Source organism: uncultured Polaribacter sp., from assembly GCF_947495205.1.
Taxonomy (GTDB): Bacteria; Bacteroidota; Bacteroidia; order Flavobacteriales; family Flavobacteriaceae; genus Polaribacter.
In genome coordinates this window covers 107,368-133,573 of record NZ_CANLXV010000005.1, presented here as the reverse complement: position 1 = coordinate 133,573, position 26,206 = coordinate 107,368, and the positions used below count along the sequence as shown (strand labels likewise).

General features: G+C 29.7%; 28 protein-coding genes and 1 other RNA gene. 21 read left to right on the top strand and 8 right to left on the bottom strand.

Annotated features, from left to right (window positions below; all coding sequences use genetic code 11):
• The first annotated feature begins 177 nt into the window (after positions 1 to 177).
• Both rpmH and carB read left to right on the top strand, forming a co-directional pair.
• Positions 178 to 339, top strand: a complete 162-nt coding sequence (rpmH, locus tag Q0762_RS06530; protein ID WP_088324822.1) for a 50S ribosomal protein L34 — start codon at positions 178 to 180, stop codon at positions 337 to 339.
• Positions 340 to 451: 112 nt separating this feature from the next.
• Positions 452 to 3,307 carry a carbamoyl-phosphate synthase large subunit gene (gene carB, locus Q0762_RS06525; protein WP_298765035.1) on the top strand — a complete coding sequence of 952 codons (2,856 nt, stop codon included), beginning with the start codon at positions 452 to 454 and terminating at the stop codon, positions 3,305 to 3,307.
• Positions 3,308 to 3,383: 76 nt separating this feature from the next.
• On the opposite strand, the gene Q0762_RS06520 is transcribed toward carB, so the two are convergent.
• The 3 genes from Q0762_RS06520 to Q0762_RS06510 are packed head-to-tail and all read right to left on the bottom strand — an operon-like array spanning position 3,384 to position 5,260.
• Positions 3,384 to 4,292, bottom strand: a complete 909-nt coding sequence (locus Q0762_RS06520; RefSeq protein WP_298765032.1) for a DUF5777 family beta-barrel protein — start codon at positions 4,290 to 4,292, stop codon at positions 3,384 to 3,386.
• Positions 4,282 to 4,830 carry a YceI family protein gene (locus tag Q0762_RS06515; protein WP_298765031.1) on the bottom strand — a complete coding sequence of 183 codons (549 nt, stop codon included), beginning with the start codon at positions 4,828 to 4,830 and terminating at the stop codon, positions 4,282 to 4,284. Before Q0762_RS06515 ends, Q0762_RS06520 begins: the two co-directional genes overlap by 11 nt.
• Positions 4,823 to 5,260 carry a hypothetical protein gene (locus Q0762_RS06510; protein WP_298765029.1) on the bottom strand — a complete coding sequence of 146 codons (438 nt, stop codon included), beginning with the start codon at positions 5,258 to 5,260 and terminating at the stop codon, positions 4,823 to 4,825. Before Q0762_RS06510 ends, Q0762_RS06515 begins: the two co-directional genes overlap by 8 nt.
• 131 nt (positions 5,261 to 5,391) lie before the next feature.
• Here Q0762_RS06510 and Q0762_RS06505 point away from each other — a divergent pair, with 131 nt between their 5' ends.
• The 5 genes from Q0762_RS06505 (at position 5,392) to Q0762_RS06485 (ending at position 8,877) form a co-directional block, all read left to right on the top strand.
• Complete coding sequence (locus Q0762_RS06505) at positions 5,392 to 6,507, top strand: LytTR family transcriptional regulator DNA-binding domain-containing protein (RefSeq protein WP_298765028.1); 1,116 nt, start codon at positions 5,392 to 5,394, stop codon at positions 6,505 to 6,507.
• A 155-nt stretch (positions 6,508 to 6,662) separates the two neighbouring features.
• Positions 6,663 to 7,028, top strand: a complete 366-nt coding sequence (locus Q0762_RS06500; protein WP_298765026.1) for a hypothetical protein — start codon at positions 6,663 to 6,665, stop codon at positions 7,026 to 7,028.
• A 9-nt stretch (positions 7,029 to 7,037) separates the two neighbouring features.
• Positions 7,038 to 7,454, top strand: coding sequence for a hypothetical protein (locus tag Q0762_RS06495; RefSeq protein ID WP_298765023.1), 417 nt, complete (start codon positions 7,038 to 7,040; stop codon positions 7,452 to 7,454).
• A gap of 13 nt (positions 7,455 to 7,467) precedes the next feature.
• Positions 7,468 to 8,013, top strand: coding sequence for a YceI family protein (locus Q0762_RS06490; protein ID WP_298765020.1), 546 nt, complete (start codon positions 7,468 to 7,470; stop codon positions 8,011 to 8,013).
• 3 nt (positions 8,014 to 8,016) lie between these two features.
• Positions 8,017 to 8,877: a DUF5777 family beta-barrel protein gene (locus Q0762_RS06485; protein ID WP_298765017.1), complete on the top strand. Its 861-nt coding sequence runs from the start codon at positions 8,017 to 8,019 to the stop codon at positions 8,875 to 8,877.
• A 151-nt stretch (positions 8,878 to 9,028) separates the two neighbouring features.
• Here the strand turns inward: Q0762_RS06485 and Q0762_RS06480 are convergent, their stop codons facing one another.
• From Q0762_RS06480 to Q0762_RS06465, 4 genes are all read right to left on the bottom strand, one after another.
• Positions 9,029 to 10,858 carry an ABC transporter ATP-binding protein gene (locus Q0762_RS06480; protein ID WP_298765015.1) on the bottom strand — a complete coding sequence of 610 codons (1,830 nt, stop codon included), beginning with the start codon at positions 10,856 to 10,858 and terminating at the stop codon, positions 9,029 to 9,031.
• Complete coding sequence (locus tag Q0762_RS06475) at positions 10,858 to 12,573, bottom strand: phospho-sugar mutase (protein WP_298765012.1); 1,716 nt, start codon at positions 12,571 to 12,573, stop codon at positions 10,858 to 10,860. Before Q0762_RS06475 ends, Q0762_RS06480 begins: the two co-directional genes overlap by 1 nt.
• Positions 12,574 to 12,629: 56 nt before the next feature.
• Complete coding sequence (locus Q0762_RS06470) at positions 12,630 to 13,586, bottom strand: glycosyltransferase family 2 protein (RefSeq protein WP_298765006.1); 957 nt, start codon at positions 13,584 to 13,586, stop codon at positions 12,630 to 12,632.
• An 85-nt stretch (positions 13,587 to 13,671) separates the two neighbouring features.
• Positions 13,672 to 14,193, bottom strand: coding sequence for a DUF4199 domain-containing protein (locus tag Q0762_RS06465; RefSeq protein WP_298765005.1), 522 nt, complete (start codon positions 14,191 to 14,193; stop codon positions 13,672 to 13,674).
• Between the two features lie 179 nt (positions 14,194 to 14,372).
• Here Q0762_RS06465 and ffs point away from each other — a divergent pair.
• From ffs to Q0762_RS06440, 5 genes are all read left to right on the top strand, one after another.
• Positions 14,373 to 14,471: signal recognition particle sRNA small type (gene ffs / locus Q0762_RS06460), an RNA gene on the top strand.
• An 83-nt stretch (positions 14,472 to 14,554) separates the two neighbouring features.
• Positions 14,555 to 15,358 (top strand): SDR family oxidoreductase, encoded by an 804-nt coding sequence (locus tag Q0762_RS06455; RefSeq protein ID WP_298765003.1) that lies wholly within the window; start codon positions 14,555 to 14,557, stop codon positions 15,356 to 15,358.
• Between the two features lie 215 nt (positions 15,359 to 15,573).
• Positions 15,574 to 16,227: a fructose-6-phosphate aldolase gene (gene fsa, locus Q0762_RS06450; protein WP_298764998.1), complete on the top strand. Its 654-nt coding sequence runs from the start codon at positions 15,574 to 15,576 to the stop codon at positions 16,225 to 16,227.
• Positions 16,228 to 16,490: 263 nt separating this feature from the next.
• Positions 16,491 to 18,215 (top strand): 2-succinyl-5-enolpyruvyl-6-hydroxy-3-cyclohexene-1-carboxylic-acid synthase, encoded by a 1,725-nt coding sequence (menD, locus tag Q0762_RS06445; RefSeq protein WP_298764995.1) that lies wholly within the window; start codon positions 16,491 to 16,493, stop codon positions 18,213 to 18,215.
• Positions 18,215 to 18,703, top strand: a complete 489-nt coding sequence (locus Q0762_RS06440; RefSeq protein ID WP_298764993.1) for a DNA-binding protein — start codon at positions 18,215 to 18,217, stop codon at positions 18,701 to 18,703. The genes menD and Q0762_RS06440 overlap by 1 nt, the downstream gene beginning before the upstream one ends.
• A gap of 172 nt (positions 18,704 to 18,875) precedes the next feature.
• Here the strand turns inward: Q0762_RS06440 and Q0762_RS06435 are convergent, their stop codons facing one another.
• Positions 18,876 to 20,036 carry an alpha/beta hydrolase-fold protein gene (locus tag Q0762_RS06435; RefSeq protein WP_298764990.1) on the bottom strand — a complete coding sequence of 387 codons (1,161 nt, stop codon included), beginning with the start codon at positions 20,034 to 20,036 and terminating at the stop codon, positions 18,876 to 18,878.
• A 63-nt stretch (positions 20,037 to 20,099) separates the two neighbouring features.
• Here Q0762_RS06435 and Q0762_RS06430 point away from each other — a divergent pair, with 63 nt between their 5' ends.
• The 9 genes from Q0762_RS06430 (at position 20,100) to Q0762_RS06390 (ending at position 26,172) form a co-directional block, all read left to right on the top strand.
• The gene (locus Q0762_RS06430) at positions 20,100 to 20,939 is read left to right on the top strand and encodes a 1,4-dihydroxy-2-naphthoyl-CoA synthase (protein ID WP_298764988.1); all 840 of its coding nucleotides are present in this window, start codon (positions 20,100 to 20,102) and stop codon (positions 20,937 to 20,939) included.
• Between the two features lie 86 nt (positions 20,940 to 21,025).
• A complete protein-coding gene (gene purU, locus Q0762_RS06425; RefSeq protein WP_298764987.1) occupies positions 21,026 to 21,895 on the top strand; it encodes a formyltetrahydrofolate deformylase in 870 nt (289 codons plus the stop codon).
• Positions 21,896 to 21,954: 59 nt separating this feature from the next.
• Positions 21,955 to 22,563: a fumarylacetoacetate hydrolase family protein gene (locus Q0762_RS06420; RefSeq protein ID WP_298764986.1), complete on the top strand. Its 609-nt coding sequence runs from the start codon at positions 21,955 to 21,957 to the stop codon at positions 22,561 to 22,563.
• A gap of 41 nt (positions 22,564 to 22,604) precedes the next feature.
• Entirely contained in the window at positions 22,605 to 22,889 is a 285-nt protein-coding gene (locus tag Q0762_RS06415; RefSeq protein WP_298764985.1) for a hypothetical protein, read from the top strand.
• Positions 22,890 to 23,029: 140 nt separating this feature from the next.
• Positions 23,030 to 24,187: a T9SS type A sorting domain-containing protein gene (locus tag Q0762_RS06410; protein WP_298764983.1), complete on the top strand. Its 1,158-nt coding sequence runs from the start codon at positions 23,030 to 23,032 to the stop codon at positions 24,185 to 24,187.
• Positions 24,188 to 25,429, top strand: coding sequence for a competence/damage-inducible protein A (locus Q0762_RS06405; protein WP_298764981.1), 1,242 nt, complete (start codon positions 24,188 to 24,190; stop codon positions 25,427 to 25,429).
• A gap of 88 nt (positions 25,430 to 25,517) precedes the next feature.
• Positions 25,518 to 25,757, top strand: a complete 240-nt coding sequence (rpmB, locus tag Q0762_RS06400) for a 50S ribosomal protein L28 (RefSeq protein ID WP_298764978.1) — start codon at positions 25,518 to 25,520, stop codon at positions 25,755 to 25,757.
• 27 nt (positions 25,758 to 25,784) lie between these two features.
• Positions 25,785 to 25,967 carry a 50S ribosomal protein L33 gene (gene rpmG / locus Q0762_RS06395; RefSeq protein WP_298764976.1) on the top strand — a complete coding sequence of 61 codons (183 nt, stop codon included), beginning with the start codon at positions 25,785 to 25,787 and terminating at the stop codon, positions 25,965 to 25,967.
• A gap of 52 nt (positions 25,968 to 26,019) precedes the next feature.
• Positions 26,020 to 26,172, top strand: a complete 153-nt coding sequence (locus tag Q0762_RS06390; RefSeq protein ID WP_298764974.1) for a DUF4295 domain-containing protein — start codon at positions 26,020 to 26,022, stop codon at positions 26,170 to 26,172.
• Positions 26,173 to 26,206 lie beyond the last annotated feature (34 nt).

The window sequence follows — 26,206 nt, the reverse complement described above, 5'->3', positions numbered from 1 at the left end:
TTTCTTTCGTAAAAAACAGGCGATTTATTCTTAATAAATTAGAAATAAAAAATAATTTCATTTTTTTTCAATTAGTGTTTGTCTAAAATAAAAACAGTTGTATATTTGCACACGCTTTTAAAGAGCATAATGCACACGCATTAAAATAATTAAAGAAGTCATTTAAAAATACATATAATGCCGAAAAGAACTTACCAGCCATCTAAAAGAAAGAGAAGAAACAAACATGGTTTCAGAGAAAGAATGGCTTCTGCAAATGGAAGAAAAGTTTTAGCTAGAAGAAGAGCTAAAGGAAGAAAGAAAATTTCTGTGTCTTCAGAATCTAGACATAAAAGATAATATAATGATTAACAATTTGTTAATAATTAAGGTGTTGCTATTTTTAGTAACACCTTTTTTTATACTTAACAGATAATTATTTTTACAAACTCATATAATACAACAATTTATCATGCCAAAAAGAGAAGATTTAAAATCAATATTAATTATAGGATCTGGACCGATTGTAATAGGACAAGCCTGTGAATTTGATTATTCGGGCTCTCAATCTTTACGATCTTTAAGAGAAGACGGTATAGAAACTATTTTAATCAATTCTAATCCAGCAACAATAATGACAGATCCGTCTATGGCAGATCATGTGTATTTGTTGCCTTTAACTACAAAATCTATCATTCAGATTTTAAAAGAACATCCGCAAATTGATGCCGTTTTACCAACAATGGGTGGGCAAACTGCATTAAACTTATGTATAGAAGCAGATGATAAAGGTATTTGGAAAGATTTTGATGTAAAATTAATTGGTGTAGATATTGATGCAATTAATGTTACAGAAGATAGAGAACAATTTAGAGAATTAATGCTTAAAATTGGCGTGCCAATGGCACCACAAGCAACAGCAACATCTTTCTTAAAAGGTAAAGAAATTGCACAAGAGTTTGGTTTTCCATTAGTAATTCGTTCTTCTTATACATTAGGTGGTGCAGGGGCATCAATTGTATATGATCCAGAAGATTTTGACGAATTGTTAAGAAGAGGTTTAGAAGCATCACCAATACATGAGGTGATGATTGATAAAGCAATGATGGGATGGAAAGAATATGAACTAGAATTATTGCGTGATAAAAATGATAACGTTGTAATTATCTGTTCTATAGAAAATATGGATCCTATGGGAATTCATACAGGAGATTCTATAACAGTTGCACCAGCAATGACACTTTCTGATAAAACTTACCAAAAAATGCGTGATATGGCAATTCATATGATGCGTTCTATTGGAGATTTTGAAGGTGGTTGTAATGTACAATTTGCAGTTTCGCCAGACGAAAAAGAAGAAATTATTGCAATTGAAATTAATCCACGTGTTTCTAGATCATCAGCTTTAGCTAGTAAAGCAACTGGATATCCTATTGCCAAAGTAGCAACAAAATTAGCAATTGGTTATTCTTTAGACGAATTAGAAAACGGAATTACAAAATCTACATCTGCTTTATTTGAGCCAACTTTAGATTATGTAATTGTAAAAATACCTCGTTGGAATTTTGATAAATTTGAAGGATCTGATAGAACTTTAGGTTTACAAATGAAAGCCGTTGGAGAAGTAATGGGAATTGGGCGTTGTTTTCAAGAAGCACTCCACAAAGCAACACAATCTTTAGAAATTAAACGTAATGGTTTAGGTGCAGACGGAAAAGGCTATACAGATTACAACCAAATTATAGATAAATTAACCCACGCAAGTTGGGACAGGGTTTTTGCGATTTATGATGCCATTGCTATTGGAATTCCGCTAAGTAAAATATACGATATCACAAAAATAGACATGTGGTATTTAAAGCAATATGAAGAGCTGTTTCAACTTCAAAAAGAAATTGCTACCTATACAATAGATACTATAGAAAGAGATTTATTGTTAGAAGCAAAACAAAAAGGATATGGAGACAGACAAATAGCACACATGCTAGATTGTTTAGAATCTGAAGTATATACAAAAAGAGAAACATTAAAAATACAACGTGTTTTTAAATTAGTAGATACTTGTGCTGCAGAATTTACGGCAAAAACACCTTATTATTACTCAACTTTCGAAAACGAAATTGAATCTGCAAACGGAGAAATTACCATTGCAAATGAAAGTATTGTTACCGATAAGAAAAAAATTATAGTATTGGGTTCTGGACCAAACCGAATTGGACAAGGTATAGAATTTGATTACTGTTGTGTGCATGGAGTTTTAGCGGCTGCAGAATGTGGTTATGAAACCATTATGATTAATTGTAATCCAGAAACGGTTTCTACAGATTTTGATACTGCAGATAAATTATACTTTGAGCCTGTTTTTTGGGAACATATTTATGATATCATTCGTCATGAAAAACCAGAAGGAGTTATTGTACAATTGGGAGGGCAAACCGCACTAAAATTAGCAGAAAAATTAACCAAATACGGTATTAAAATTATTGGTACTTCTTTTGAAGCACTAGATATTGCAGAAGATAGAGGTAGATTTTCTGCAATGTTAAAAGACAATAAAATTCCTTATCCAGAATTTGGTATCGCAGAAACTGCAGACGAAGCTTTAGCTTTAGCAGATGAATTAAATTTCCCAATCTTGGTAAGACCTTCTTATGTTTTAGGTGGTCAAGGAATGAAAATTGTAATCAATAAAGAAGAATTGGTAGAACATGTAGTTGATTTATTAGGCAGAATGCCAGGAAATAAATTACTATTAGACCATTATTTAGACGGTGCAATTGAGGCAGAAGCAGATGCAATTTGTGATGCTGATGGAAATGTGTACATTATTGGTATTATGGAGCATATAGAACCTTGTGGAATTCATTCTGGAGATTCTAACGCAACTTTACCAGCCTTTAATTTGGGTGAATTTGTAATGCAACAAATTAAAGATCATACACATACTATTGCTAGAGAATTAAAAACGGTTGGTTTAATAAACATACAATTTGCTATTAAAGATGATACCGTTTATATTATTGAAGCAAACCCAAGAGCATCTAGAACAGTGCCTTTTATTGCAAAAGCGTATAAAGAGCCATATGTAAATTATGCAACTAAAGTAATGTTAGGAGAGAAAAAAGTAACAGACTTTACATTTAACCCACAATTAGATGGTTTTGCAATTAAGCAACCTGTATTTTCTTTCAATAAATTTCCTAATGTAGATAAGCGTTTAGGACCAGAAATGAAATCTACAGGAGAAAGTATCTTGTTTATAGATAGTTTAAAAGATGATGAATTTTACGATTTATATTCTAGAAGAAAAATGTATTTGAGTAAATAGTAATATGGTTAATTCAACTAAAAAAAGCATCCAAATAATATTTGGATGCTTTGTTATTTGCGGTATTATAGTGTAACTATTTCACTTTGTTCTTTTTGGTATGTAAAATATAGGTAACATTTACACCAAAATGTAAATTAGGATCCTTAAAATTAAAGTTATTTGCCGTTTGTGTTAAAAACACATCTTCTGCATAATTTCTAGCATTAGTTACATGAAATTGTGCCATTATATCTCCAATTTCCCAATTAATACCAGCCATAAATGTATTAAAAGTATCTACAGATTTAATAGGATTTGCCACGTAACCATATTCTGAAACAATACTTGTGTGTTTACCAATTTTATGTCTACCAGCAAAAACTAAAGCAAAATGAGTACCAGGATCATTGGAAGCTACAGATGTTTCTGTTCTGTAAACCAATGTTGGTGCAATTTGAAGTGAAAAAAGACGATTTATTTTTCTAGCAATTAATAGCTGACTAGCAAAACCATACTTTTCGCTAGCATTGCTATCATAAAAATTATCATTATTTGCGTTTATTAAAGATATGTGAGAAAATGTTTGCACAAGCGTAATGCTTATGGGCATTTTTTTAATTCCTTTTGTTTGTTGAAATAAATTGTATTTCAAAAATCCGTCTGTAATTTTATCAAAATTTGTGTAACCTATACCTGCAGTAAATTTATCTGTAAAAGCATAGTCTAAACCATAACGTGTGGTAACTTCGTCTGCCAAAAAACGCTGACTGGTAGCAGTTGGTTTGTTCCAATATCTGTTATATAAAGAAAGTTGTAAAGCGCCTTTTTTTCTAGTTTCTACAGAGTGTCCTAAACCAATTCTGGTACTTTTAAAAGTACCAATGGTTTTATGGTAAGTATTGGGTAACTCTTTTTGCAATTGCTTTAATAAATCTTGCCCATTTACATTCACAGAGATGATTAAGAATAGACTTAAAATTTTAAAGAAGTGTTTAGTTTTCATAAGGCTGGTATTGAAATCTAAATTTTAAATTAATTGTTTTTGCAATATTACTAGAAAGTATTGCAGGTATTTTTATGTTAAAATCTTTTACAGCAGCAATAAATTCTCCCGTTAACTTATAGTTATTATTTTTGTTTTCTATCATTGTTTTTATGGCAACTTCTTTGGCTATTCCATGTATGGTTAAAGTACCTTTTATAGTACTAGTTTGTTTGGCTAAATTTACATCAAAATCTACAAGTTTTCCTTTAAAATTTGCTTGTGGATATAGGTCAGATTCTATATAACTTTCATTAAAATGTTCATACATTAAATCTTTTTTAAAGACAAAGGCACGCATTAACATGCTTACTGCAATTTCTTTTTTTTCTAAATCTATGATACTTAAAACCTGATTGTTTTTTGCCTCTATATTTTCTACAGAAGTATAGGAGAAAAAAGTAACTTGTCCTTGCCTTGCAATATATTGTTGCTTATTATTTTCTTTGGAAGGATTAAAAATTGTAAAAAGTAATAAAAGAAACGCTATTTTATTCATTTGTTTTTAAATCTATATAACAGTTTAGTAAAATTACATCCATTAAAAATCCTTTGCAAGTGCCTTTAACGGTTATTTTTTGATGTTTTTTTAAGGTTTTTAACTTATCTAATTGGTTATTGCTTACATCGCAAATAACACCATAGTTTTGGTTTTTAGTGTATAAAATTACTGTTTTTCTATTATTAAGAAAACTTATTTGCTTGACATAACCCGTAACTTCTATAATTTTGCCTACATAATTACCATTTGCTTTGGCAGTATTATTTACAAAATTAGCAACTAAATCATTTGAATCTAGGTTATAATCAGAATTTATTTTTTCTAAATTTTTTTCTGATGATTTATTCACGGATAAAGTAGCCCAAAAACTCCAAATAATAAGAGTTATTAAGGAAACAAATAAGAGTATTTTTTTAAAGGTTTTCATTTAATCATGTCAAATTAAACAAAATTTTAGCTAATAAAACGCATAATTACTACCAAAAGGAAAAAAATCATTTTAAGCGGAAGTTTTTAAACTAAAAAGATTATTATTATCTTTCAATTTTACTAAAATACATGAAAAAAGATAGACTTTATTTTTTAACCTTTATTGCAATAGCTATTGTTTTTTTAGTTGTAGCTTCTATATCAGTTCAATATTTTATTAAGGCGAGTGCCAATCAGCTTATAGAAGTTCAAGTAGAATCTAGTAGAAGAGAGGCAAAAGAAGTAGCAAGTTTGTTAGACTATCAACTTGCCAAAGGTGTTTCTAAAGAAGATATTGTAAAAAATATACAAGAAATTATTACAGAAAGCAGTAAAGATGGTTGGTTTTTAAGTGTTTTTAATTGGAGTGGTAAAGAGGTGGCTCATCCAGATATTACTAAAATTGGGCAAAATGTAAACTCTAACCAAAGTTTATTGGCATCTTTAGAAGGTAAAAATAATTCAGAAGATTTATATGAAATTTTTGTAAATAGAAATGTAAAAGAAAAAGAAACTTCAGAAATTATACATATTGCACCTTTAAAAAAAGTAGATTTATTAGTAGCTGCACATGTAAATATGAATCTTATTTCAGAGCAAATGAATACCTTAAAAAGTAATTTTTATCTCATTTTTTTAATTATGGGAATATTGGTTATTGGTTTGTCTTTTGTAGCCGTACGTTTTATAGGAAGTAGATATGAAAAACAGTTAGAGCTTCAAAACTCCTCGTTAACATCAGAAGTTGTAAACTTATCTAAGCTAAATACAGATTTGTTATCTTATAAAGATAAAATAATAGAAGAGGAGCAAACGGAAATTGAAAATACGAACGAGAATGAAGGTACAGAAGAGGTTTTAGAAAAAGAAAAACAACGTATTTTAACTTATGTTAGAAATGAGTTGGTGCCCATACCAATTAAAGAAATTGCATATATTTATACAGAAAACACCATTACTTATGTAGTATGTTTTAGTGGAAAAAGATCTACTACAAACGCTAGTTTAGATGACATGTATACCAATTTAAATAATACATTATTCTTTAGGGCGAATAGACAATTTATAATTAGCATTACTGCAATAGATAAAATTATTAAATATGGTAATAGTCAACTTAAAATTTTATTACAGTCTAAAACTTCAGAAGAAATAATTATCAGTAAAAATAAGGCGGCCGAGTTTAAACAATGGTTAAATATGTAGCAATAAGTTGTTTTTCTAAAATATTTAAGTGCTTTTTTTCCTTTTTAACATTTTATTTTCCTCTTGAGTAAGTAAAATAGAAAACATTAGACCATTATATAGTTACTTTGTAATATTAACTTTTAAAACATATTAAAATGAAAAATGAGTGGAATTTGAAAAGAGTATTTATAATTTTTGGTTTAGGCCTTTTTATAGCATCTTGTGTTTCTAATGTAGAAGAAGAAAGAATGGTAATAGAACCAGCAGAAGAAGGAGAAGTTGTAGACCCAAATATGGCTCCAGTAATTTCTTTTGCAGATGATGTAAAACCTATTATTGATGCCAGATGTGTGGTTTGCCATTCTCCAGCTACAAGAAGTATTTTTCCCAATTTAAGAAATTTTGAAGAAGTAAAAGCAAGAGCAGAAAGAGTAAGTACTAGAGTAGGTAATGGTACAATGCCTCAAGGAGGTCCTTTACCAAATGCTCAAATGCAATTAATAGTAGATTGGGTTAGCCAAGGCGCATTAGATAACTAAAAGGTAAATATGAAACTAAAGAAAATTATAATTTCTGCATTAATTTTAGCTTTTCTTGGAGCATTTATAGGCTATAAAATTTACAATAAACCTCATGTTAATGTTGCAACAGAAAAGGCAGATGTCGTACTTTCTGCAGACCAAATACTTGCAGATTTTACAACTGATGAAGCTGTTGCAAATGCTAAATATTTAGAAAAAATAATACAAGTAAAAGGTATTGTTTCAGAAACCAAGATAGAAAATAACACAGGTATAATAATTTTGCAAACAAATGACGATTTTGCAACTATTTTATGTCATTTAACACCACAGGAAACTAAAAATATTTCTAAAATTAAAAAAGGGCGACAAATAACTTTAAAAGGAATTTGTACTGGTTTTTTAATGGATGTAGTACTTGTAAAATGCGTAATAACTAATTAAAACAAAAAAAGTAATGAAAAATTTATATACAGTATTCTTATGTCTATTTACAGTCTTTGTAATAAATGCGCAAGAAAGATATTTAACCAAAAGTGGACAAATAACCTTTTTTTCTGAGTCGCCTTTAGAAAATATAGAAGCAAAAAACAATCAGGTTTTAAGTATTGTAGATGCATCTAAAAAACAAATGGCAATTTCTATTTTAATGAAATCTTTTATGTTTGAAAAAGCATTAATGCAAGAACATTTTAATGAAAACTATGTAGAGTCAGACAAATATCCTAAAGCAACTTTTAGAGGTAAAATTTTAAATTTTGAAACAATTTCTAATACAGAATCTAAAGTGCAGGTAAAAGGTAAAATAACCATACATGGTGTTACCAAAGAGCTTACGGTAGAAACATTGGCCAAGAAAAAAGACGATGCAATTTATATGAAAGGAAGTTTCTTTATTACTTTGTCTGATTTTGGTGTAGAAATACCAAGTGTAGTAGAAAAAAACATTGCAAAACAAATCAAAATAAGCTTTAACTTCAATCATCAACCTTTTAAAAAATAACACATGAAAAAAATACTAACCTTTACTTTTTTAACTTTATTTAGTTACCACCTAGCAGCACAAGACGATTTATTAGATCTTCTAGATGCAGAAACACCAGAGACAGAAAATGTTGTAACCGCAACTTTTAAAGGCACCAGAATTGTAAACGGTCATTCTGTAGAAAACCGTAAAAACAAAGAATTAGAATTTATTATTGCACATAGGTTTGGTGCAATAAACACAGGTATAGAAGACTTATTTGGTTTAGATATTTCTAATATTCGTTTTTCTTTTGAGTATGGTTTGTCAGATAATTTAACGGCAGGTTTAAGTAGAGCAAGTGTAGAGAAAACGTATGAAGGTTTTTTAAAATATAGTTTATTAAAGCAAAAAACTGGGGCAAATTCTTTTCCCGTTGCAGTTTCTTTATTTGGTAGTATTGCAGCTAAAAGTCAAAAAGCAATACCAGGTTTTGAGCGTAGTTTTGTAGAGAGTTTGTTTTACACTGCACAGGTTTTAATTGCAAAAAAAATAAATTCTTCGTTATCTTTTCAATTAACACCAACATATGTGCATAGAAACTTAACTGCTATTTTTGATGATCCTCATGATATTTTTGCTTTGGGTATTGGTACTAGAGTCAAATTAAATAAAAGAGTTTCTTTAAATGCAGAATATTTTCCTCAATTTGATAAGTTAAAATCTATAGATGCTACAAATTCTTTGGCTTTTGGTATTGATATTGAAACAGGTGGTCATGTTTTTCAGATTATTTTAGCCAATTCTAGAAGAATGGTAGAAAAAGCTTTTATTACAGAAACTACTGGAGATTTCTTTGGCGGAGATATTCATTTAGGATTTAACCTTTCTAGAACTTTTTAATAGCTGAAAATAAAATAACTTTTAATTAAAAAACGGTTTATTGTATTCCATATCGAATGCAATAAACCGTTTTTTTGTTTCTTTATTTTGTGTAAAATAAAACTTTTACAAGCTTATTTTAGTTTTATTATATATTGATAAGTTACGTCTATTAACTTAAAGATTGCATGTTAACTAGCTTAAAGTATTCGCCTTTTTTAGCCAATAATTCATCATGCTTGCCTTGTTCTACAATTTTACCTTTTTGCATTACAATAATTTTATCTGCTTTTTGTATGGTAGATAATCTATGCGCAATAACTAAAGAAGTTCTGTTTAGCATCATCTTTTCTAAAGCAATTTGCACCAATTGTTCAGATTCTGTGTCTAATGCAGAGGTTGCCTCGTCAAGAATCATTATTGGTGGATTTTTGAGCACTGCTCTGGCAATAGATAAACGCTGTTTTTGTCCGCCAGAAAGAGTATTACCACTATCTCCAATATTAGAATTATATTTTTCTGGTAAATTCTGAATAAACTCATCTGCATTAGCAATTTTAGATGCTTCTAAAACAGCATTGTCACTGGCATTTTGCGATCCTAATTTTATATTATTTGCAATACTATCATTAAATAAAATAGAATCTTGAGAAACAATACCCATTAAATCTCGTAAAGATGTTTTTGTAATATTTTTAATGTTTTCGCCATCAATTAATACTTCACCTTTATTCACATCGTAAAAACGCGTAATTAAGTTTGCTAAAGTAGATTTTCCACTACCAGATTGCCCGACTAATGCAACAGTTTCTCCTTTATTAATTGTTAAAGAAAAATCTTTTAAAACGTAATCATCTTTATATTTAAAAGAAATGTTTTTAAAGGTAATTTGTTGGTTAAACTCTTTTTTTACAATCGCATTTTCTTTCTCTTCAATATCATTTTGTGTATTTAAAACTTCCATAATTCGTTCTGCAGAAGCTTCTCCTTTTTGTATGTTGTAAAAAGTTGTGGTAATTAACTTTATTGGGTTTAAAACGGTATAAAATAGTACAATGTACCCCATAAATTTACCAGCTTTTAAAGAACTTGTATTTTCTAAAACATCTGTACCTCCAAACCAAAGAATGGTAATTATGGTAGCTGAACCTAAAAATTCGCTCATGGGCGAAGCTAATTTTTGTCTTAGGAAAACATTATTGGTTAGTTTTTTAAAATTCTCTGTAGAGTCATTAAATTTTTTCTCAATAATTTTTTCAGCATTAAATCCTTTTATAATTCTTAAACCTGTTAAAGTTTCTTCTATAAATGATAAAAAGTTACCTGTTTCTTTTTGTGCTTTTACGGAATTAGATTTTAATTTTTTACTGATTGATGAGATAATAAAACCAGAAACGGGTAATAATATAAAAACAAAGAGTGTTAGTTTTACACTTATAAATAGCATAATAGATATAGAAATAATAACCGTTAACGGTTCTCTAACTAAAGTTTCTATGGCTGTTAAAATACTACTTTCTACTTCTTGCACATCTGCAGTCATGCGCGCAATAATGTCTCCTTTTCTTTTTTCTGAAAAGTAAGAAATAGGTAGTCTAACAATTTTATGATACAGATTGTTTCTTAAATCTCTTACAATACCTGTTCTTAAAAATGTAATTACATAAGAGGCTAAATATCTAAAAAGATTTTTTAAAAAAAATAAGGAAAGTGATAGCAAACAAACAAATAGAAGCACATTTATTTCTCCTTCTTCTGTAATTTTATTAGAAATAAAATAATTAAAATTGCCTTCTAAATACTCTCCAATATCACTAATTCCTTGGTAAATTGGTTTTTGCGTAACTTTTTCTGATTTTCCAAAAAGAATATTTAAAACGGGTATAAATGCTAAAACGGAAAGTACATTAAATACAGCGTACAATATATTAAAGCCAATATTTAAAACTGTAAATTTTCTATACTTCCTTTCATATTTTAAAATATCTTTAAAATAGCCCATTAATTCAATTTCATTTCTTTAATAATTCGCTGAATTTTAGCATCTAATTCGGCTTCAACTTTTAGAGCATTTTCTTTAGTGTCTAAAGCTGTATTAACGCTAAAATAGAATTTAATTTTTGGTTCTGTTCCACTTGGTCTTGCTGCAATTCTTGTACCTTTTTCTGTCTGATAGATTAACACATTAGACTTAGGTAAATCTATATTACTTTCTTCACCAGTAATTAAATTTCTTTTCATAGAACTATTGTAGTCAGAAAGAGTTGCTATTTTTTCTCCATCAATTTCTGTAATAGGATTGTTACGCATATCGCTTAACATTTGTTGTATTTCTGCAGCACCATCCATTCCTTTTTTGGTAATAGAAATTAAATGTTCTTTATAAAAATTATTTCTCGTGTAAATTTGTAACAATTCCTCATAAAAAGAACTTCCGCTTTGTTTTGCATAAGCGGCTACTTCACAAGCCAATAAAGTAGCAGTAACTGCATCTTTATCTCTCACAAAATCGCCAACCATGTATCCAAAACTTTCTTCTCCACCGCCAATAAAATTTAATTCAGGAAAATCTCTTACCATTTTAGCAATCCATTTAAAACCTGTTAAACCTACTTTGGTTTGTACGTTGTAGCTTGCAGCAACTTCATTTACCAATTCTGTAGAAACTATTGTAGAACCAACAAATTGTTTTCCGTTTAATTTATTTTCTTCTTGCCATTTTTTTAGTAAAAAATTGGTCATAACCACCATGGTTTGGTTCCCGTTCATTAACTTCATATTGCCATCTAAATCTCTAACAGCAACACCTAATCTATCACAATCTGGATCTGTACCAATTACAATATCTGCTCCAATTTTATGAGCTAAATTTGTAGCCATTTCTAAAGCTTCTGGTTCTTCTGGATTTGGAGATTTTACTGTAGGAAAATCGCCATTTGGCTTGCTTTGTTCTTCTACAATATGCACATCTGTATAACCTGCATTTTTTAAAGCATCTGGCACAGACATAATAGATGTTCCGTGTAAAGAAGTAAATACAATTTTTAAGTTTTTACGTTCAATTTTATCTGATAAAGAGCCATTTTTAACAGAAGCAGCTATAAAAGCTTTATCTACATCTGCACCAATTATTTCTATTAAATCTTCATTGGCATTAAAGTTAATTTCAGAAAAATCTAAAGTATTTACTTTGCTAATAATTCCATGGTCGTGTGGTGGCACAATTTGTCCGCCATCTGCCCAATACACTTTATAACCATTATATTCTGGCGGATTGTGAGAGGCAGTTAAAACGATACCAGCATCACACTTTAAGTAACGAACAGCAAAAGATAATTCTGGTGTAGCTCTTAAATCATCAAACAAAAAAACTTTTATACCATTTGCAGATAATATATTTGCTACAACTTTTGCAAATGATTTGCTATTATGTCTGCAATCATAAGCAATTACAACACTTTTTTGTGCTTTTTCTACATTTTCTAACAAGTAATTAGACAAACCTTGTGTTGCTCTTCCTAAAGTATATTTATTAATTCTATTGGTTCCTGCGCCCATAATGCCACGCATACCACCAGTACCAAACTCCATATCTTTATAAAATCTATCAGCTAAATCTGCGGAGTTTTCATTAATTAATTGCTGTACTTCTTGTTGCGTTTCTGCATCAAAAGTTGGGGATAGCCACTGTTTTGCTTTGTCTAAAATTTCGCTCATTTTTTTAGTTTGATAAAAGTTTATTATAATTTTCTCTCAAGATACAAAGATATAATTTACAAGTTTAGTTTTTCTTTAATACTGTAGTGTTTTTCACTGTTTTTGGTTTTAATAATAAGTTCACCTATAAAACCGGCTAAAAACAATAAAGTACCTAAAATCATAGAAGTTAATGCAATATAAAACCAAGGATTGTCTGTAACCAATATTGTTTTTATGCCATTGTAAACTTTATACAGTTTTAGAATACCAATATAAAGAGCAGAAAATGTACCAAATAAAAACATAAAAGTACCCCAAAGGCCAAAGAAATGCATAGGTCTTTTACCAAATTTAGATAAAAAAGAAATGGTAATTAAATCTAGAAAACCGTTTACAAAACGATCCATACCAAATTTAGTTTCTCCGTATTTTCTTGCTTGGTGTTGCACTACTTTTTCTCCTATTTTTGTGTAGCCTTCGTTTTTAGCTAAAACAGGAATGTATCTGTGCATTTCTCCGCTAACTTTTACGGCTTTAATTACTTGGTTTTTATAGGCTTTTAAACCACAATTAAAATCGTGCAATTTTAAACCAGATGTTTTTCTGGCAGCAGCGTTAAATAGTTTAGACGGTATGTTTTTAGTAATAACATTGTCATATCTTTTCTTTTTCCAGCCAGAAATTAAGTCGAAATTATCTTTGATAATTAAATCGTATAGTTCTGGTATTTCCTCTGGATTGTCTTGCAAATCTGCATCCATAGTAATTACTACAGCACCTTTTGCCATGGCAAAACCTGCATCTAAAGCTTGTGATTTACCAAAGTTTCTTTGAAAACGAATGCCTTTTACGGAGTTGTTTTTTTGCGATAGTTTTTCAATAACTTGCCAAGAAGTATCTGTACTACCATCATCAATAAAAATAATTTCATATAAATAACGATTGGATTGCATAACTTTTGCAATCCAATCGTGTAATTCTTGTAAAGATTCTGCCTCGTTTAAAAGCGGAATTACAATTGAAATATCCATATTATTTTAAGTTGTAAAGTTTTTAATTACAAAGTGCTTAAGTACTAATAAAACTTTTTGTTTTTAAAACTTTTAAACTTTCTTTTTAGTAGGTTTCTTCTTCAGATTTTTTCATAATTGCGCCAGCAATTAAAGATATAACACCGCCAATAAAAAGATTCCCAATTAAAGCGCCGCCTAGTAAACTTAAATTAAAATTTTCTAAAGAACTTTTAGTTGCTTCTTCAATTTGTCCTTCTGTCATGCCAAAAGAATCTGCCATCATTGTTTTTTGTGCCTCTACGGTGTTTACAGCAAAATCTGGTTCTATAAAGTTAGCTAATAAATAAATATACACCACATTTATTACAGCTGCAATCATAGCAACTCCTATACCAACTTTTACAGCTTGTCCAAAAGAAAGAAAGCCGCCATTGTCTGTTTTAAATTTTTTAATACCAAGCACTACAAAAGCAATCATTAGTGCAAAACCTATAATGCCAGAATAATATTCTTGCGTGTATAAAGCACCCATTGCATATTTAACAAGAGATATTATTACTACTGCCAACCCTAAATACAATCCGTAGTTTAAAATAATACTTTTACTATTAGCTTGATTTTCCATTTTAATAAAATTTTAGTTAGTTATACAAATATATTCATTTCGTTGAGATAGCATATTTTTTTTTAACTTTTTTAGAAAGCTATCCAAAACAAAATATTAGTATTCAATAAATTAAAAATGTTACAAAAAAATTAATCTTTTTTTAATTGTTTAAATCAAATAAGATTGTAAATTTGCAGCGGCAAGTTCTACACAACTAGCTCCCTTTGAATCCTCCAGGGCAGGAATGCAGCAAAGGTATTAGGTTGTAGCAGTGTGATGTAGGTAGCTTGCCATTTTTTGTGCCCTAAAGTTTCGTTATCAAAACTATTTCTTTCACTTTAACTTTTTAACTTTACAGTTTTACTTTAAACTTAATGGTATGTCTAAAATTGTTTTAATTACTGGTGCATCTTCTGGAATAGGAAAAGCTATTGCTACCTTTTTAACTGAAAAAGGAAATATAGTATATGGCACAAGTAGAAATCCTAAAAATCAAGAAAATTACAATTTTAATTTAATTGCTTTAGATGTTTTAAAGGAAGACACCATTGCAACTGCAGTAGCTTTTGTGCTTAAAAAAGAAAAACGTTTAGATGTTTTGGTAAATAATGCAGGTATGGGCATTACTGGCGCTATAGAAGATACACCTGTAGAAAAAATGAAAGCTGTTTTTGATACCAATTTTTTTGGTGCTATAAATGTTATGAAAGCAGTTTTGCCGCAAATGCGAAAGCAAAAATCTGGAAAAATTATAAATGTAACTTCTATTGCAGGTTATATGGGTTTGCCTTTTAGAGGTATTTATTCTGCCTCTAAAGGTGCATTAGAAACTGTTACAGAAGCCACAAATATGGAAGTGCAAAATTTTGGAATAAACGTTGTAAATATTGCTCCAGGAGATTTTGCTACCAATATTGCTGCTGGCAGGTACCATACACCTGTTTTTGAAAATTCTGCATATAAAGAGAATTATCAAAAAAACTTAGATTTAATGGATGCTCATGTAGATTCTGGGATGAATCCGTTAGTTATGGCAAAAGCGGTTTATAAAATTATACATACTAAAAATCCGAAAATTCACTACAAAGTAGGGGCTTTTATGGAAAAATTTTCGATTGTTTTAAAACGACTGTTGCCAGATATTTGGTACCAAAGGTTATTAATGAAGCATTATAAAATGTAATTTTGTAATAATACGCTTTATTTTATGGCTTTGCTTGTAAGCTTAAAATAGTGTGGTTTAATTTCTTAAAATTGTTAAGAACTAACTATCTTTGCGTTAGGGATTGAAACGACATCCTTTTTACTGTTTCCTGAATGCAATTCAGGAAACAGCAAAAAGATATAGTGTAAAGCCCGTTAAAACGCCCAAAAAAAAAATCAAATTAAAATAGAACAATGAAATTTTTTATAGACACAGCAAATTTAGCTCAAATTGAAGAAGCCCAAGCCATGGGAATTTTAGATGGAGTAACAACAAACCCATCTTTAATGGCCAAAGAAGGCATTACAGGCGCAGCAAATATTATTAACCATTATAAAGCAATTTGCGAGTTGGTAGATGGTGATGTTTCTGCAGAAGTAATTGCTACAGATTTTGATGGAATGGTAAAAGAAGGAGAAGCTTTGGCTGCTTTAAATCCGCAAATTGTGGTAAAATTACCAATGATAAAAGATGGTGTAAAAGCGTGTAAATATTTTTCTTCTAAAGGTATTAAAACCAACGTAACTTTAGTGTTCTCTGCGGGTCAGGCTTTATTGGCTGCAAAAGCAGGTGCAACTTATGTTTCGCCATTTATTGGGCGTTTAGATGATATTTCTACAGATGGTTTAAACCTTATTGCAGAAATTCGTCAGATTTATGACAATTATGGTTTTGCAACAGAAATTTTAGCAGCATCTGTGCGTCATACAATGCATATTATAGATTGTGCAAAATTAGGATCTGATGTAATGACAGGACCATTAAGCGCTATAGAAGGTTTGTTAAAACACCCTTTAACAGATAGTGGTTTGGCTAAGTTTTTAGCAGATTACCAAAAAGGAAACTAAATAGTTTTTAGTAATTAGTGTTTGGTTTTTAGTATTTGCATAAAATGAAACATTAGTAATTTAAAAATTAACAATAATAAGAAGCTATTTCCTGCTTTCGTTACTCACTTTTTTTGCAGAAAAAGCAAAAAAGAGTTCAAACAGGCCACTCAATCAGGGCTAAGCCTTTCTGCCAGCAAATAGCAAAATAATAGATTACAGAAACTCCAAATTGCATAAAGTTTGGAGTTTTTTTTAAAATAATTAGGAATCTTCTTTTCTAAATGAATAAAAAAAGCAATTTTCAATCAAGTGAGAATTCCTCTTCTTTAGAGAGGTTAGGAACGGCTTTTTTTCCAGCAAAAGAACTAGCACAACTGGTAATTTCTGCCTGTACACAATTTCATATAGAAACCGTTGTTATTTCTCCAGGATCTAGAAATGCACCCTTAACTATAGGTTTTTCTAATCATCCAGAAATAGAAACCTTAAGCGTTGTAGATGAGCGTTGTGCAGCGTTTTTTGCTTTAGGAATTGCACAACAAACCCAAAAACCTGTAGCAGTTTTATGTACATCTGGTTCTGCATTGTTAAATTATTATCCTGCAATTGCAGAAGCGTTTTACAGTAATATACCACTTGTAGTTATTTCTGCAGACAGACCCAAACATTTAATAGATATTGGCGATGGACAAACCATTCGTCAAGAAAACGTATTTGCAAATCATATTTTGTTTTCTGCAAATTTGGTGGAAAATCCAAAATTTAAAACCAGAAACGGCCAATTAATTGGCGAGGCATTACAAATAGCAACATCTCAACAAGGTCCTGTGCATGTAAACGTACCTTTTGATGAACCTTTGTATGAAACTGTGTCTGAATTGCAGGAATTTAATTTCCCGAATATTTCTTTGAGTTCTTTAGACAATTCTCATATCAACTATCAGAAATTAGCAAGTATTTGGTCTGCAGCATCAAAAAAAATGATTGTTGTTGGTGTAAATTATCCAGATGAAGAGTTACACAATTTAATAGATTTGTATGCAGAAGATGAATCTGTTTTAATACTTACAGAAACTACTTCTAACCTGCATCACAATAAAGCTGTAAATGCTATAGATCAATTAATTTTTTCTTTAGAAGATGCAGAATTTAAAGCTTTACAACCAGATGTTTTGGTTACGTTTGGTGGTATGATTGTTTCTAAAAGAATCAAACGTTTTTTAAGAGATTACCAACCCAAACATCATTGGAATATTGATGCCAGAAAAGCAACCAATACATTTTTCTGTTTATCAGAATTTATACAAACAACACCTGTAGATTTTTTTCGTAATTTTAATAAATTTGTAACACCTATTACAAGTAATTACCAAGCTAAATGGTTAAGTATTAGAGATTACAGAAGAAAAAAACATGCCAGTTATTTTGCAGATTTAAAACACTCTGATTTTAAGGTTTTTGAACAAGTTTTAAATGCAGTGCCAGCAAATACGCAACTGCAAATTAGCAATAGCGCCATAATACGTTATGCACAGTTATTTACCATAAAAAATAGCATACAAGTATTTTGTAACAGAGGCACAAGTGGTATAGATGGTAGCACAAGCACTGCAATTGGTGCTGCTTTTGCTAGTAAAAACCAAACCCTTTTAATTACAGGCGATTTAAGTTTTTTCTATGATTCTAATGCATTATGGAATGCAAATATTCCTAAGAATTTTAGAATTGTACTAATTAACAATTCTGGAGGCGGAATTTTTAAAATAATTCCTGGTCCAAAAACAACAAATGCTTTAAGCTATTTTGAAACACCACATTGTTTAACGGCAGAACATTTGGCAAAAACCTATGGTTTTGAGTATAATAAAGCATTTGCCACAGAAATAGTTGCAAGCGAATTAAATGGATTCTTTAATGAATCTCATCAACCAAAAATATTAGAAATCTTTACGCCAAGTAAAGAGAATGATACAGTTTTAAAAGACTATTTTAAATATATAAAATAATGAGTTTACAGGAAGATTTTAACCAAGAAGACAGTAATTTAAATACTGAAAATAGCATGCCAGAATTTGATTATGACTTTAAAGAAGGTGATAAAGTAAATTTGGTTATAGAAACTGAAACCGGTTTAGGTTACACTGTTTTAATTAATGAAGAGTTTGATGGTTTACTGTTTAGAAGTGAAGTTTATCAAGATTTAGAAGAAAACATGGAAGTTACTGGTTATATTAAAAATATAAGAGAAGATGGTAAAATAGATGTTTCTTTAAGACCACAGGGTTTTAGAAATGTAATAGATACAGATACTCAAAAAGTTTTAGATAAATTAAAAAATAGTAAAGACGGTTTTATAATGTTAACCGATAAAAGTAGTCCAGATGCTATTCGTTTTCATATGAAAATGAGTAAAAAAGCATTTAAAAAAGCAGTTGGCAATTTGTACAAGCAAAAGCTAATTACTTTAGAGTCAGATAGAATTGTTTTGGTTTAGCTCGCTTTGGTTTAAAAGTAATTAAGTTTTACGCAAAAATTGTTTGTATTTTTCTATGGATTAAGAAGTAGTTAGTTTTTATTAAATTAAACTAAAAACTAAAAACTAAAAACTAAAAACTAAAAACTAAAAACCAAAAACCATCAACCAACAACCAAAAACCAAATACAACTTATTGTCCACCAATTCTTAATATGTTTTCATAAAAGGCATCAGCATTAGGATCAGCAGGATCCATTTTTCCATAACCTATTTTATAATGTTTTAAAGCCTTTTTTAGATTTTTGCCACTTTCATAATACCTACCAATATAATAATCTCCTAAAGGAGAAGACGGAAATAATTTTAAAATCATGATACCATAATTTAATAATTGATCTCCATTTTCTTTTTCAATAACTATTGTTTCTACCGCATAAATATCTGCTTCTCTAATTCCTAAATTGCTGCCAAACAGAAATTCAATATCTAAATATTTATTTTCTAAATAAGCAATAGCATCTATAGGAGAAAGTTCTTTAATGTTTTTATCGAATTCTTCTTCAGAAATTGCTGAGTATATTTCAAAAACTTTAGTAAAGGCTCTTGGTATGGCTTCACTAATTGCAGAAATGCTACTTGCTGTAGTTATATTATCATTTACAACGTTAAAGTTTTTAATAGTTAAGTTAGTTAAACCGGTTTGTAGATTGTTAATAATTGTTTGTTTTTTTTCTGAAAAAGTGTTGGAATTGTTTGTGTAAAAATAAAAAGTATTGTCTTCATTCTCATAACGGCTAAGTTGGTAAGATTCCATTTGTGCTCCAATATAGTCAGAGAAAAGAGGATTTATACAAATATATGCGTTTACAAAAGGTGTAGCTTCACTTAAAAAACTCGCTACAATATTTGCAGCGGTGCCAGCACCCATAATCGTTATAAAAGGAGATGTTTTGTAGGTACTTTCAATTTCAAAAATTACTTCGTCTCGTATAAAATTATAAAATTGCTGATTTGAATTTGTTAGTTTCCCAGTATTTTGGTTAAAGTAAGTATCTTTTTTTCTAGTTTTGGCCATATTTATGCCAACCACAATTTGCTTAGGAGCTTTATCTTTTGCAGCAAATAAAACAGCATTTCCCACATACGCATCAAACAAATATTCAGCATCTAGCACAATAGCCAGTGGGTAATTTTTTTCTTCCTTGCTATCATAACCTTCAGGAATGTAAATTTTAATAAGTCTTTCACCTTCAACAAAATCTGATTTAATTTTTTTTGTAATAATTTTTTGAGAATACCCCAATAGCGAAAAAAATAAGAATATTAATGGTAAGGTTTTCTTAATCATCATTTAGAATGTTTATTTTTGTAATACAAGTGTCGTTGAAATAACTAACGCCTAAAATACAAAAATATGATACAACCGGAATGGAAAACCGCTAAAGAATATGAAGATATTACGTATAAGAAAAGTGGTGCAGTTGCAAGAATTGCATTTAACAGGCCAAATGTAAGAAATGCGTTTAGACCTAAAACAACTTCAGAATTATATGACGCGTTTTATGATGCAGGTGAAGATGTAAATATTGGTGTAGTTTTACTTTCTGCGGAAGGACCAAGTACCAAAGATGGTGTGTATTCTTTTTGTTCTGGTGGAGATCAAAAAGCTCGTGGTCACCAAGGTTATGTTGGTGATGATGGTTACCACAGATTAAATATTTTAGAAGTACAACGTTTAATTCGTTTTATGCCAAAAGCAGTAATTTGTGTAGTTCCTGGTTGGGCAGTTGGTGGTGGCCATAGTTTACATGTGGTTTGCGATTTAACTTTAGCCAGCAAAGAACACGCTATTTTTAAACAAACAGATGCAGATGTAACTTCTTTTGATGGTGGTTATGGTTCTGCATATTTGGCAAAAATGGTAGGGCAGAAAAAAGCCAGAGAAATTTTTTTCTTAGGTAGAAATTATTCTGCACAAGAAGCGTATGAAATGGGAATGGTAAATGCTGTAATTCCTCATGACGAATTAGAAAGCACAGCTTACCAATGGGCACAAGAAATTTTAGAAAAAAGTCCTACTTCTATAAAAATGCTAAAATTTGCTATGAATCTTACAGATGATGGTATGGTTGGCCAACAAGTTTTTGCTGGTGAGGCAACACGTTTGGCATATATGACAGATGAAGCAAAGGAAGGAAGAGATGCTTTTCTTGAAAAACGTAAACCTAATTTTCCTAAAAAGTGGATACCATAAATTATGGTTATTAGTTTTTAGTTGTTGGTTTTTAGTAAAAAAGAATTCCAACAACCACAAACCATCAATAAACAACTAAATAAAAAATGAAATCACAAATAGTAACATTTTTAATAAAATGTCCAGATCAAAAAGGAGTTTTGGCTAAAGTAAGCAACTTTTTTTTTGATAAAGGATTTAATATTGTAAGCTGTCAGCAGTACGTAAATGCAGAAGAAAATCGCTATTTTATGCGAATTCGTTTAGATGCAGACGGCACAAAAATCACCAAAAAAGATTTAGAAACTTGTTTTGTAACCTTGGCAAAATCTTTACAATTAGATTGGTCTGTACATTATGAAGATCAGCAACAAAATGTAGCCATTATGGTTTCTCATACCAGTCATAATTTATATGATTTATTGTCTAGACAAAAAGAAGGCTTGTTAGATTGTAATATTAAAATGGTAATTAGCAATCATAATAAATTAAGACCTATTGCAGATATGTTTGGTATACCTTATTATCATTTGCCAGTAACTAAAGAAACCAAGCAAGACCAAGAAGCACAAGTTATACGTCTATTAGAGACTAATCAGGTAGATTTGGTGGTTATGGCAAGATATATGCAAATTTTATCTTCAGATTTCATCAATCATTATGCAGAAAGAATTATAAACATACATCACTCATTTTTACCGGCTTTTCAAGGAGCAAATCCTTATAAGAGAGCTTATGAAAGAGGAGTAAAGTTAATTGGGGCAACAGCACATTACGCTACAGAAGATTTAGATGAAGGCCCAATTATAGAACAAGATGTGGAGCGAGTAACGCATGAAAGTACAGCTAAAACACTAAAAAGAATTGGCGCAGATATAGAAAAACTGGTTTTAGCAAAAGCAGTAAAAAATCATTTGAATAATCAAATTATTGTAAACGGCAATAAAGCAATTGTTTTTCCAGAAGCTGGGGAATAAAAAGTTACGAATTACGAATTATCAATTTTGAATTCGTAATTAATAATTTATAATTGAATATGAAAATAATTTGTATTGGGCGCAATTACGCAAAGCATATAGAAGAATTGGCTAACGAGAAACCAGAACATCCTGTGGTTTTTTTAAAGCCAGATTCTGCAATTTTACCACGAAAAAATCCTTTTTTTATACCACCGTTTTCCAATGATGTACATTATGAAGTAGAGGTTTTGGTTAAAATTAATAAAGTTGGGAAACACATAGATGCAAAGTTTGCACATAAATATTATGATGAAATTGGTTTAGGAATCGATTTTACAGCAAGAGATGTACAACAAAACTGCAAAGAAAAAGGGTTGCCTTGGGAAAAAGCAAAAGCGTTTGACGGAAGTGCAGTTGTGGGTGAGTTTTATGCTAAAGAAAATTTCGACTTAGAAAATATTAAATTTCAATTGTATAAAAACGATGTTTTAGTACAAGATGGTGAGTCAAAAACGATGTTGTGGAAAATAGACGAATTAATAAGTTACGTTTCGCAATATTTCACCTTAAAAAAAGGAGATCTTATTTTTACAGGTACTCCAGCAGGAGTTGGTAAAGTAGCAGAAAACGATCGTTTAAAAGGGGTTTTAGAAGATAGAGAAACATTTAATATAAGAGTAAAATAATCTTGATAAACTTTATAATACAAATAATTGTTTCCATATTTATGGGAATTTGTTTTGTGGTTTTAGCAAAAAGATACTGTAAAAACAAGTTTATATTTTTTTGTATTGGTTTTCTCTCATCATTCTCTGTAAGAATACTTTATTTAATTATTTATGGTTTTTTTACAGATTTTAAAGTGAATGAAGGTTTAGATTATCACAGAAACCTATCTGTTTTATGTAGTCTTATAATTTCATATATACTTTTTGTAGTCATTAGAAAAAAAATAAAAGAAAATACTACAGAGTATGTAGATATTGATGAAATAGGAATAGAAAAAGACTAGCAGTATTTATGAGGATTTTAGGATAAGTTAGAGATTCATAATTCCCTATTTTAAAAAAAATAAAAATATTCATTTTATAAAATGAAAACCCTATTCAATAAAAAATAAATATTTATAACTTAAATAAATTATAACTAAAAATGAAGATAAATTACCCTATTTTTTTCACTCTATTTTTTTCGATTACTCAGATGTTTTCTCAATCTAATATTGTTAACATTCCAGATGTAAATTTTAAAAATTATTTATTAGAAAATTCAAGTATTAATGCAAATAATGATAATGAAATTCAAGTAGCAGAAGCAGAAGCTTTTTCAGGTAAAATTGATGTAAAAGGTTCTGGAAAACTTGAAAGTCTAAGAGTAAAGGATTTAACAGGTATAGAAGCTTTTACATCTTTAACAGCTTTAGATTGTGAGTTTAATGGGTTAACCAATATTAATGTATCACAAAATATTAAACTTTTAGACTTGCATTGTTCTAATAATCAAATTAGTAGTTTAGATGTTTCTAAAAACACTAATTTAGAAGAATTAGAATGTTTCAATAATAAAATAACTACTTTAGACATAAGTCAAAATTTAGAGTTGGTAAAACTATGGTGTAATAATAACTTATTATCAAATTTAGATGTAACTAAAAATGTGAGATTAAGACTTTTGGAAATAGAAGAAAATCAATTTACAAATCTAGATGTTTCTAAGAATATAGAACTAACTACTTTAGTAATTAGTAAAAACAATTTTACCAATATAGATATTTCTAATAATAGAAATTTATTAACTTTTTATGCAAGGGCAAATGATTTAGAAAGCATAGACTTTTCTACAAATTTCAGGTTAGATGATATTGTACTTATTGGTAATAATTTAACTTTTTTAGACATGTCTAAAAGATCAAATACAACTAGATTATTAGCCTATGCAAATGCTAATTTAAGTTGCATAAAAATAGAAGGTAATAATTTTGTGCCGCCAACTTGTGTTAGTAATAGAAGAAATGGTTGGTGTGTAGATGAAGAAACCAATTATAGTGAAAAATGTGAAACAGCTAGTGTAAATAAAGAGTCTTTTTCTGAACAAATAATAATATATCCAAATCCTTTAGAAGATATTTTACAAATTTCATTAAAAACAAATGCAACTATTAAGAGTGTAAAAATATTTAACCTTCTAGGAAAACAACTTATAGAAACTCAACAAAGAAACATAGATATATCTATGCTTTTAAAAGGAATGTATATAGTAAAAATAGAAAATTCTCTTAGTGAAATTGCAGTTAGAAAAATTGTAAAATAAATGAAAGCAGAAATTATAACTATTGGAGACGAGATTTTAATCGGTCAAATTATAGACACAAACTCACAATGGATTGGGAAAGAATTAAATAAAATTGGTGTTTCTGTTTATCAAATAAGTTCTATACAAGATGAAGAGCAACACATATTAAAAGCACTGCAAGAAGCACAATCAAGAGCAGATATTGTAATAATAACAGGTGGTTTAGGACCAACAAAAGACGATATCACCAAAAAAACACTAGCAAAATACTTTAACGATACAGAAATTATAGAACACCCAGAAGTTATAGCACATGTAAAAGGTATTTTTGCAAGATTAAACAGGCCTTTTAAACCCATTCAAAAAACACAAGCGCAAATACCATCTAAAGCAACTGTTTTACATAACGCATTTGGCACAGCACCAGGCATGTGGTTTTATGAGAATAATACTGTTTTTGTATCCTTACCAGGAGTGCCTTATGAAATGAAAGGATTAATTACCAATAAGGTATTGCCTAAAATTCAAGAACAATTTAAATTGCCGTTTATCATCCATAAAACAATTATGACTTATGGAGAAGGAGAAAGTAATATTGCAGAAAAAATTGAAGCATTTGAAAATAATTTGCCACCACATATAAAGTTGGCTTATTTGCCATCTTATGGCAGAGTGCGTTTGCGTTTGTCTGGTAAAAGTAATCATAAGGAAAAATTAGAAAAAGAGTTAGACGCAGAAGTAGCAAAAGTATATCAATTAATACCAGAAATTATTACAGGTTTAGATGATGAGGCTTCTTTAGAAAAAAGAATAGGAACCTTATTAAAAGAAAAAAACCAAACCATTTGTACTGCAGAAAGTGTAACAGGTGGTAAAATAGCAGCCAATTTAGTTGCAGTTGCAGGTTCTTCAGCGTATTATAAAGGTAGCATAATTGCTTATAACGCAGAAACTAAAATAAACCTTTTAAAAGTAAACAAAGAAACTATAAAAGAACATACAGTTATAAGTAAAGCAGTAGCTTTAGAAATGGCAAAAGGAGCTAAAGAGAAACTAAACACTAATTTTGCGGTGTCAGTTACAGGTAATGCAGGTCCTACTGCAGATAAAAACACCACCAATCTAGGTGTTGTTTTTATAGCCATAGTATCTGATAATAAGGAGGTTGTAGAAAAGTTCGATTTTGGTCAACCCAGAGAGAAAGTAATCAACAGAACCGTAAGCAAAGCATTAGAAATGTTGCAAAGAGAAATTCTTTAAAAATTTGCAAAATAGTTTTGTTCAATCTTTTAATTATTCGTAGATTTGCACCTCGTTTAGAGATAACACTATAAATACTGTCGAAAAGATGTCTAGAGTTTGTGAATTAACAGGAAAAAAAGCAATGGTTGGAAACAATGTTTCTAAGGCTTTAAATAGAACAAAGAGAAAGTTTGACGCTAATTTAATGACAAAGCGTTTTTACATTCCAGAAGAAGATAAATGGATTACTTTAAAAGTATCTGCATCTGCTTTAAAAAATATTAACAAGAAAGGAATTTCTGCAGTTATAAAAGAAGCTAGAGCTAACGGATTTTTAACAAAGTAAGCTCAAGCAATTTAAAATTTTATACAAATGGCAAAAAAAGGTAACAGAGTTCAAGTAATTTTAGAATGTACAGAGCATAAAGCTTCTGGTAAACCAGGTACTTCTAGATACATTACAACTAAGAACAAGAAAAATAGTCCTGATAGAATGGAGATTAAGAAATTTAACTCTATTTTAAATAAAATGACTGTTCACAAAGAAATTAAATAATTAAAACATCTAGAACTCAGAACAGAGCACATAGATAAAAAACATTTAGACAATGGCAAAAAAATCAGTAGCATCGTTACAAACAGGGTCAAAAAGATTAAGCAAAGCTATAAAAATGGTAAAATCTCCAAAAACAGGAGCTTACATGTTTGTAGAAGCAATTATGGATCCTTCTAAAGTAAATGACTTTTTAGCAAAAAAGTAAATTTTACAGCATAAATCATAAAAAGCTACTTTCT